Here is a 7,819-nt window from a genome sequence, read left to right as displayed (position 1 = left end):
ACTGCTGGGAGCGGGGTCAGGGGGTGGGGGCGGTGCCCCGCGCTGCCAGTGCTGCGGCGCCGAGGCGGCGCAGCAGCACCTGGTACGGCGGCCGGTTCTCCGGCCACCACTCGAAGACGGCGCGCTCGAAGTACTGCACGGTGCGGCCGTCTTCGACGATCTCCTCGGTGAGGGGGTAGCCGAAGATCATCAGGCCGCCGTGTCGCTGCCAGTACTCCCAGAAGGCCCCGCCCACGAAGTGTCCTGTCTCCGCGAAGTAGTGTCCGTAGGCCACGCCGATCCGGCTCCCTTCCCGGTACGGCAGGACGAAGTCGGCCATCAGCGTGCCCGGGCAACTCGTCGGGTGCAGCTCCTGATGGCCCCAGACCTCGTCGCCGTGCCCCAAATCCCGCCAGGTGTCGCAGAGGCGGCGCAGCGCCGCGAGTTGGGCGTCGGTCGCGTGCTGGTCGCCGCCGATGAGGACGAGCACGGCCAGCGCCTCGGCGTTGGCCGGCCAGGCGCCGCAGTGCCAGAGCACGGCCTCGACGTCGCGGCACCAGTAGAGCGCGCCGGTTCGCCCCACCGCCAGGTGGTACATCAGCCCGTCGCCGGCGGTGTGGAGCCCGTTGCCGGGCGTCTCGTCCCAGTCCCGGGCGACGTGGTAGCGCGCTGCCGCCTGGAGCACCGCCGCCTCGTCCGCGTCCGGCGGGATCGCCGGGCCGTGGTAGTGGACCACGATGCCCCGCTTGCGGGCGAGCGGCACCGTGGCGGCCGGGCCGCCGTGCGGGTTGGTCGCGAGCCGGGCGCGGAGGTCGATGAGCGGGAGCCGCTCCAGGCCGCCGGCGGTCATGCCTACACCTCCACCAACGTCAGCGCGACCGTGCCGTCGCCCCATCGCCCGGCGTCATGGGGCTTGGGGACCTCCTCCCGGATCGCCGCGATCCGCACCGTGTACTCCTCGCCCGTCCGGTCGTAGTCGATATCCCGGAACGTCACCACCCCGCCTGCCTCCCACGCGGCCCACAGCGTCCGGGCCAGTTCGCGCGCGTTGACCTGCTCGACCGACCCATCCCGGCGCACCACCTGGTCCTTGCACTGCACCGCGAACGTCCACCGGCGCCGGCGCGACTCGGGATCCACCGCGGCGTACTCCGCCCAGATGCCCGCGATCACCGGACACCAGTCCGTGACGTTCGAGAGGGTCACCCGCACTTGCAGCCACCGCGCCCGGGCACTCGGCGGCAGCGTCCCCACCACGACGTGCGTCCGCGTCTCGTCGCCCCGGACCGCCGACGCCGCGACCTCCGTCCAGCTCAGCCCGCCGTCGAGGCTGGCTTCGAGCGTCACCGTGACCGGCGCGGCCGTCGCCCGCTCGTCCGGCCATGCCAGCTCCACGCCGACGAGGCGCCAGACTTTCTCTACGTCCCGCGCGCCCGCGTCGAGCAACGGCGTCACCAGCGTCACCGTCTCCCGCAGACCCGGCCTGCCAGCGCGCGGAGCCAGTTGCCACACCGCCGTCTGGTTGACCGCCCCACTCCGGCCGGCAAGCACGTCCGCGTCGTCGGCCGGCCCGGCGATTGCCACCGGATACCGGAACGCCGTGCCCTCATCCAGCAGCCACCAGCCGCGACCATCCCACGCCCACAGGTCCGTCTCGTCGCCATGTTCGTCTTCCACCGCGACGATCAGCCACCGGCCCAGCCCGCATGCCCCGTAGGTCGCCCGGCCCCGCAGCCCGAGCGGGGCAAACACCTTGTCGCCCGGGTCGTACCGGTGCACTTCCTTGCCCAGCCAGGCGTACAGTCCGCCGTTGTGCCCGATCATCCACGCGAAGTCATCGGCAAACCCCGTCCGCGGCGCGGTCGTCACGACGTCGGCGTCGACTCCTCCGCCGGTGGCGACCGCCCGCCAGACCGCACCCCGTGTCACGATCCATACTTCGCCATTGAACGGTGCCACGGCCACGATCTCCTGGTCGAGCTGCACCCCCGTCCCCGGCCGCACGTCCTGCCACGGCTGCCACGCCCACAGTTCCGGCTCACCGCCGGTCGGCTGATCGATCAGCACCGCCCCACGCCCCGGCGCGATGATCGTTGCCGGCTGCGCCTGCGACGTCGTGTACGTTCCCGTCGCGAGGTCGTAGATCGTCGGCGGCTGCCCTGGCCCGTGGACGAACCCCACCGCACCCCGGCTCACCGCCAGCCCCGCGCACGGCGCGGCGAGCGTCTGCACCAGCGCCAGCCCGTCATACGTCCCACCGGCCGCCGTCACCCGGTACAGCCCCGTCCCATTGGCCAGATATGTGGTCCCGCCATGCACGAACGAGAAGCTGGGCCGATCCGGATCAAACGCCGGCGTCACCGTCTCCGTGCGGTTCTGCCGCCGCGGCCCCGCCTGCACGCCCTGGCTGTCCAGCGCCGGCCAGGCGCCCACGCCCCGCCAGAAGCGATCACGCTCCAGTTGCGCCGCCCGGCCACCACCGCCGTAGAAGTCGAACAGGCGCACCCGACCGGTCTGCGCCGGGTCCGGTGCCGACTGCCGCCGCTCGTACGTCCCGGCCCGCACCATGTAGCCGCGGCCGGCGATCACCACGTCGTACATGGCTCACTCCTTCGGCCGCCCGCCCCCGCCGCTTGGCCGGCTGGGATCGGCCCGGCTCACACACTCCGAATACGCGTAGACCCTTCGGCAACGGCAGCCCGGATGCAGCGGCGGCTGCGGCCCCACGCCCTCGATGTACCGCGTCCCGTGCAGCGGCCCGCACACCGGGCACACCCGCTCGTCCTGCGCGGTCCGGTACTCTTCCCAGATCAGCCACTGCCTACACGGCCGCGTCGTCGGCGGCGCCGGCGGGCCAGGGTCCGGCCCCACAATCGGCGTCGGCGGGTTGCCCGGCACGGCGCCCGTGCCGGGATCGAGCAGTGCCGCTTCGTAGCGCGCCCAGCCGCCGCCCGGTCGGCTGGACGGCGTCGGTTCGGTTGGTGTCATGGGTGCAGTCCCGTCATACGCGATGCTTGTTGCGTATCTCTCCCCTCTCCCCTGGTGGGAGAGGGGCCGGGGGTGAGGGGGACGCATGACGCATGACGCATCACGCTCCCCTCCCCCGCGCCAGGCGCGGGCGCCAGTCCTGCTCGTCGAGGACGACGCAGAGCGCCGCGGAGATGAGCAAGTCGTCGTGGGTCCGTGGGTCGGGCACGGACCAGCTCATCAGGCGGTGCGGCCCGGGCCGCACCGTATAGGTGCAGGCCCGAACCTGCCGCCAGAAGAGCGCGGCGAGCGCGCTCGCTTCGGGATCGTCCGGAGCCGGGGCGTGGTCTTTGAAGCGGCCGCTGTCCACGGCGCTGAGGAAGGACCAGCCGAGCTGGCTCTTGCTAGTGAGGGAGAAGATAAGGGGGAGCACCGCTCGGTCGCCGAGCGATGCGCGGAGGAAGCTCGCGAGGCCTGCCCCGACTCCGGTCGCATCCACGACGACGTAGCGGGCGCGCCAGACATGGCGCGCCAGGTCGACCAACTGTGCATGCAGCGCGGTGTGCTTGACGCCGGTCCAGAGGTAGCGCCGCACGACCTCGTAGCGCGGGCGCGCGTCCTGGCGTATCACCCGCACCACCGTCAGCGCCGTGCTGTCCCGCCGCGCGGCCGGGTCGTAGGCCCGGCCGGGATCGATGCTCTCCTCTTCCTCGCCCGCGACGTCGAGCAGGAGCGCGTACTCCTCGCCCGGCACGGCGCGGGTCAGCGGTGGGTGGTCGCCCTGCATCTGCCCCTGGCGGCTGGGCGGGAAGAGCCCACCCTGGCCGTCCAGTTCCAGCAGCTCGTACTCCGTGCGGATGAACGGGTGGTCGGCTCCCAGCAGGGCGATCTGTCGCTCCACGTAGCGCCCGTAGCTCGGCACCTCCTGCGCGACGATTTGCCAGGGGACGCGGAAGAGCCGTCGCCGGCCGTCCTCAGCCTCCAGCGTCGCCAGATGGCGCATCTGGCGGGCGAGCAGCGTGTCGGCGGTCCACACCGTCCCCAGGGAGAGCGTCACCGCGTCGGTCGATGCCGCCATCGGCGCGAAGACGCTGTCCCAGCGCTCCGGGCGGATGTCCTGGCACTCGTTGGCGACGAGCAGGAGCGAGGCGGTCTGCCCGCGCGCGTTGCTCTGCGGTCCGGCCGAGACGAAGTGGCAGGCGGCGCGGCCGAGTCGCACGATGGTGCCGTCTTGCACCCGTGGCCGGAGGCCGAGGGCGCGGGCACGCTCGCTCGTCAGCCGCTCGAGGAGCCGGTCCCGCGCCAGGATGCCCTGAGGTCGCAGGGTGGGGAGCGCCACGACGATCGAGCCGCCCGCGCGCTGGAACAGGGTCAGCAGGTAGGCGATGAGCTGGGCGAGCGCCTCGTCCTTGCCCGCCTGTCGGGAGAAGACGATGCCGAAGTCGGCGGGGTGCGAGCGGTCGCCGCGGGCGCGAGCCACGACGGCCGCTGCCACGGCGCGCATCGCTTCCGCCTGGTAGCGGCGCGGGCGGCGGGATGGGAAGAGCGCGCGGGCGAAGGCGACCGGGTCCGCCAGGAGCGCCCGCATCCCGGCGATCGTCGCCCGCTCGATCACCCGCTGACCTCCAGGGTGCGCGTCCGCAGGCGCCGCCGGAGGTCGCGCTGCAGGGCCTGGTAGTCGCGCCGCGCCGCCTCCAGCCGGCTCTCGTAGCGTGGCGGCAGCGGTCCGCGCTTCCACTCCTCGCGCGCCCGGAACTCGAGTGCCCACACCAGCGCCCCGGTCAGGATCAGCGCCTCCGCGGCCGGCGGCACCGGGAACGGCTCGCCGCCGGCCGCCGGGAAGGTCCGGCTCGCGGTGTAGTAGACCGTGTAGGCGCCCGCCGCGAGGGGCTGGGTGAACCGCAGCGCACCCGCGAACAGCTCCCAGGCCAGTTCCTCCCCGGCCACGGCTCGCGCCGGGGCGGCCGCGCGCCGCGGGATGACCTGCCCGCCCGGAGCAAGCACGCGCGCCACATCGAGCGCGTCCTCCGGCAGGGCGATCTCGGCCGCCCCCGCGTCAACCACGGCGGTCAGGACCCGCTCTTCCGGCTCCCACCGGCTGTAGCGCTCCAGCGACCAGCGCAGCGCCTCGTCCAGCTCCGCGTCGGTCCACAGCCCTTCCGCGCCGTCATCCTCCAGCCACAGCCGGAGCCGGTCGCGCATCTGGCTCAGTGTCGGCATGGACCCCTCACCCCCAACCCCTCTCCCACAAGGGGAGAGGGGAGACGTTACGGAACACGAAACACGGAACACGGAGCGCGCAGCCCGTCCCCCCTCTCCCAAAGTTGGGAGAAGGGACTAGGGGGTGAGGGCTGCTCCCTCTTCCCCCAGCGCCTCCCGTTCTTCCAGCACCCGAGACCATTCGGTATCCGGCTCGGCGTCGCCGAGGAGGGTCATGGCCGTGCGGCGGCTGTGGATCCCGGCGTGGACCAGGGCCGTCTCGCTGCGGACCAGCGCCTCGCGGTCGCTCGGCAGGATCGGGCCCCAGATGACCCCGGTGCGCCGCGCCCCGCCGAAGTCCATGCCGCCGAAGCGCTCCATCAGGTCCAGCAGCATCCGGTTGCGGCGGCGGTAGACGCTGTCCCATACCCGCCGCTTGCGCTGGACCTTCTGCACCAGCGGCTGGATCTCCACCTCCAGCGCCGTGCCCGACAGGTTGCGCCCGGAGTCGCCGAACGCGCTCCGCGGCGTCTCGGCAAGGTCGTAGAGGGCGCGGTAGAGCAGTTCCACGTAGTCGATGTGGAGCCGCACCCCGCCCCCGCTGAGCATGTCGAGCAGGTACGCCTTGCTGTCCTCGGGCAGCTCCCACACGGCGCCTTCGTCGGCGCGGATGCCGTCCGACCCGGTGACGTTCTCGAGCACGACGATCGGGTTCCCCGACACCTGCAGGATGCGGCTGATGACCGTCATGCGGCGGTTCAGCTCGCGGCAGATGTCCAGCAGGTCGGCCAGATCGCTCTCGCCCCAGAGCGAGTGGGGCTTGGCGATGTTGGGGAAGATGACGTAGGGAATCCAGCCGTAGGGGTTCGGCTCGTCGCGGACGATCACGCCCGCGACCTCGAAGCGCACCCGCTCGGCCGTCCAGTCCTCAACGACGCGCACGGTTCCCGGCCCGCCGCCGGCGTCGACGCCGAACAGCTCGCTCGCCTCCTCCGCCGGCAGCGTGTAGAGCTGCACCACGCGCCGCACGGCGCGGACGTTGTCCGGCGCGGACCAGGCCCAAAGGGTGGCGGGGTCGACCGAGACCACCAGCGGGCGACCGGCGTCCCGGTCCCAGGTCACCTTGAAGGCACCGTCGCCCAGGACGCTGGCGTCGATCAGGGTTTGGGTATCGAGACCGTGCAGGTCCTGCTCGGCCGCCAGGTCGTTCAGCGCCGTCTCGGCCCGCCGCGCCTGCTCCGGGCTGACGCCGTCGACCGGCGGGACGGTGAAGACCACCGGTTCCGGGAAGACGTAGCTGGCGGCCTTGCGCACCAGCGCGCGGGCGTAGTTGATGGTCAACTGGGTCTCCCCGGCCCGCCGGCGCCGATCCCACTGCCGTCCTTCATAGAAGTCGAGCAGTTCCCGGTAGCGGGTCATCCGGTCGACATCGTGGGCCTGCACCCAGTCGGCCAGCGTCGCGGGGACCACCCCGCCGCTGATCGGCATGAGCGTCACGGCTACCTCCTTGGCGATGGTGTGTGGCGACGGCCCTCACCCCCGGCCCCTCTCCCAACCCTGGGAGAGGGGAGACACTCGCGGCCTTTGTTCCCCCTCTCCCATAGTTGGGAGAGGGGGTGAGGGGGTGAGGGCCTTTCCCCCTCTCCCAACGCTGGGAAAGGGGTCAAGGGGTGAGGGCCATCCCCCGCCTCACGCCCCTTCGATGCCACGCAGGCGGGCGACGCCGAGCTCGCTAAAGAGGGCGAGGCCGGCGTACCACTTGATGCGGTGCCGGCTGGCGTCCTTGGTTTCCAGTTCGCCGATCGCCTCGATCTGGATGCCGCCGTTCTCGATCCCCATCACGCCGGATGGGCCGAACTTGACAGCGTAGATGCTGGAGAGGTTGCTGCCGGCGCCCAGCGTCTCGTCGATCGGGATAAAGTCGTCGACGATGATCGGGATGCCGTCGTAGAAGAGGGCGCGGCGGCCGAAGGCGTCGACGTCCGTCTCCAGCAGGTTGCCGCTGGTGCGGCGGAGCTGCGAGAGCTTCCGGCGCGTGCGCTTGTGCATCAGCAGCGCGTCCGGCCGCCCCGGCCGCACGAGGTCGATCAGCTCGTCCATCAGGTCCAGGGTGAGGGCGCCGCCGTCGGGCCCCGGCTCCAGCGTCTGGGACGGCGGGACGAGCTTCGCGAGGCCGTCGAACGCCTTGGGGTTGGCGGTGCTGTCGCCGTTGAAGAAGGTGTCGCTGAACAGGTGGGCGACGGCCTTGGCCCGGCTCTCGATGACAACGGCTTCCAGGTCGTTCGGGTCGGCGTACGTCTGCTGGAGGAAGTTGTCGACGTCTGCGTCGCCGCCCAGGATCTTCAGCGCGACCGTGACCTGCGTGAACTCCGGCGTCGCCTCTTCCCAGGTGTCGCCGACGTCGTAGAACTTCGCCGCCGGCATCGTCTTCTCGCGGTTGTAGGTGAGCGCGGTGCCGGTGACGTTCATGAAGGGGAGCATGGTCAGCACGCTCGACTCCATCACGATCGTCTCGATCACGCCGCGCAGGAGCATGTCGTTCGTCAGCTTTGCCGCTTCCACCTTGGTTAGTGCCATCGAATCCTCCTCCCCTCGTCGTGCGCGATCCCGGGTATGCCCCTCACACTTATACACATCTCCGACCCGACGAGCAGCAGATGGATGTCGTTTTAGG

The 7,819-nt window shown here is 71.7% G+C and carries 7 protein-coding genes; all 7 read right to left on the bottom strand.

Annotated features, from left to right (window positions below):
* Window positions 1–16: 16 nt before the first annotated feature.
* Window positions 17–829, bottom strand: coding sequence for a peptidoglycan recognition family protein (locus IRZ30_RS13740; protein WP_294086003.1), 813 nt, complete (start codon window positions 827–829; stop codon window positions 17–19).
* Between the two features lie 2 nt (window positions 830–831).
* On the bottom strand, window positions 832–2,580 hold the full coding sequence (locus IRZ30_RS13735; protein ID WP_294086002.1) for a discoidin domain-containing protein: 1,749 nt from the start codon (window positions 2,578–2,580) through the stop codon (window positions 832–834).
* 3 nt (window positions 2,581–2,583) lie between these two features.
* Window positions 2,584–2,967, bottom strand: coding sequence for a hypothetical protein (locus tag IRZ30_RS13730; RefSeq protein ID WP_294086001.1), 384 nt, complete (start codon window positions 2,965–2,967; stop codon window positions 2,584–2,586).
* Window positions 2,968–3,067: 100 nt separating this feature from the next.
* On the bottom strand, window positions 3,068–4,561 hold the full coding sequence (locus IRZ30_RS13725; protein WP_294086000.1) for a hypothetical protein: 1,494 nt from the start codon (window positions 4,559–4,561) through the stop codon (window positions 3,068–3,070).
* Window positions 4,558–5,166 carry a hypothetical protein gene (locus tag IRZ30_RS13720; RefSeq protein WP_294085999.1) on the bottom strand — a complete coding sequence of 203 codons (609 nt, stop codon included), beginning with the start codon at window positions 5,164–5,166 and terminating at the stop codon, window positions 4,558–4,560. Before IRZ30_RS13720 ends, IRZ30_RS13725 begins: the two co-directional genes overlap by 4 nt.
* A gap of 117 nt (window positions 5,167–5,283) precedes the next feature.
* Window positions 5,284–6,633: a phage portal protein gene (locus IRZ30_RS13715; protein ID WP_294086004.1), complete on the bottom strand. Its 1,350-nt coding sequence runs from the start codon at window positions 6,631–6,633 to the stop codon at window positions 5,284–5,286.
* 201 nt (window positions 6,634–6,834) lie between these two features.
* Entirely contained in the window at window positions 6,835–7,779 is a 945-nt protein-coding gene (locus IRZ30_RS13710) for a major capsid protein (protein ID WP_294085998.1), read from the bottom strand.
* Window positions 7,780–7,819 lie beyond the last annotated feature (40 nt).

Origin of the sequence: Sphaerobacter sp. (assembly GCF_019683595.1) — a bacterium.
Taxonomy (GTDB): domain Bacteria; phylum Chloroflexota; class Chloroflexia; order Thermomicrobiales; family Thermomicrobiaceae; genus Sphaerobacter.
Note: the sequence above shows the minus strand (reverse complement) of the source record. Positions and strands in the feature narration are given on the sequence as shown.

Excerpts from the sequence above, each read along its gene's own strand:
- IRZ30_RS13715 (WP_294086004.1), bottom strand. The coding sequence starts at position 6,633 with ATGCCGATCAGCGGCGGGGTGGTCCCCGCGACGCTGGCCGACTGGGTG.
- IRZ30_RS13730 (WP_294086001.1), bottom strand. The coding sequence starts at position 2,967 with ATGACACCAACCGAACCGACGCCGTCCAGCCGACCGGGCGGCGGCTGG.
- IRZ30_RS13735 (WP_294086002.1), bottom strand. The coding sequence starts at position 2,580 with ATGTACGACGTGGTGATCGCCGGCCGCGGCTACATGGTGCGGGCCGGG.
- IRZ30_RS13720 (WP_294085999.1), bottom strand. The coding sequence starts at position 5,166 with ATGCCGACACTGAGCCAGATGCGCGACCGGCTCCGGCTGTGGCTGGAG.
- IRZ30_RS13740 (WP_294086003.1), bottom strand. The coding sequence starts at position 829 with ATGACCGCCGGCGGCCTGGAGCGGCTCCCGCTCATCGACCTCCGCGCC.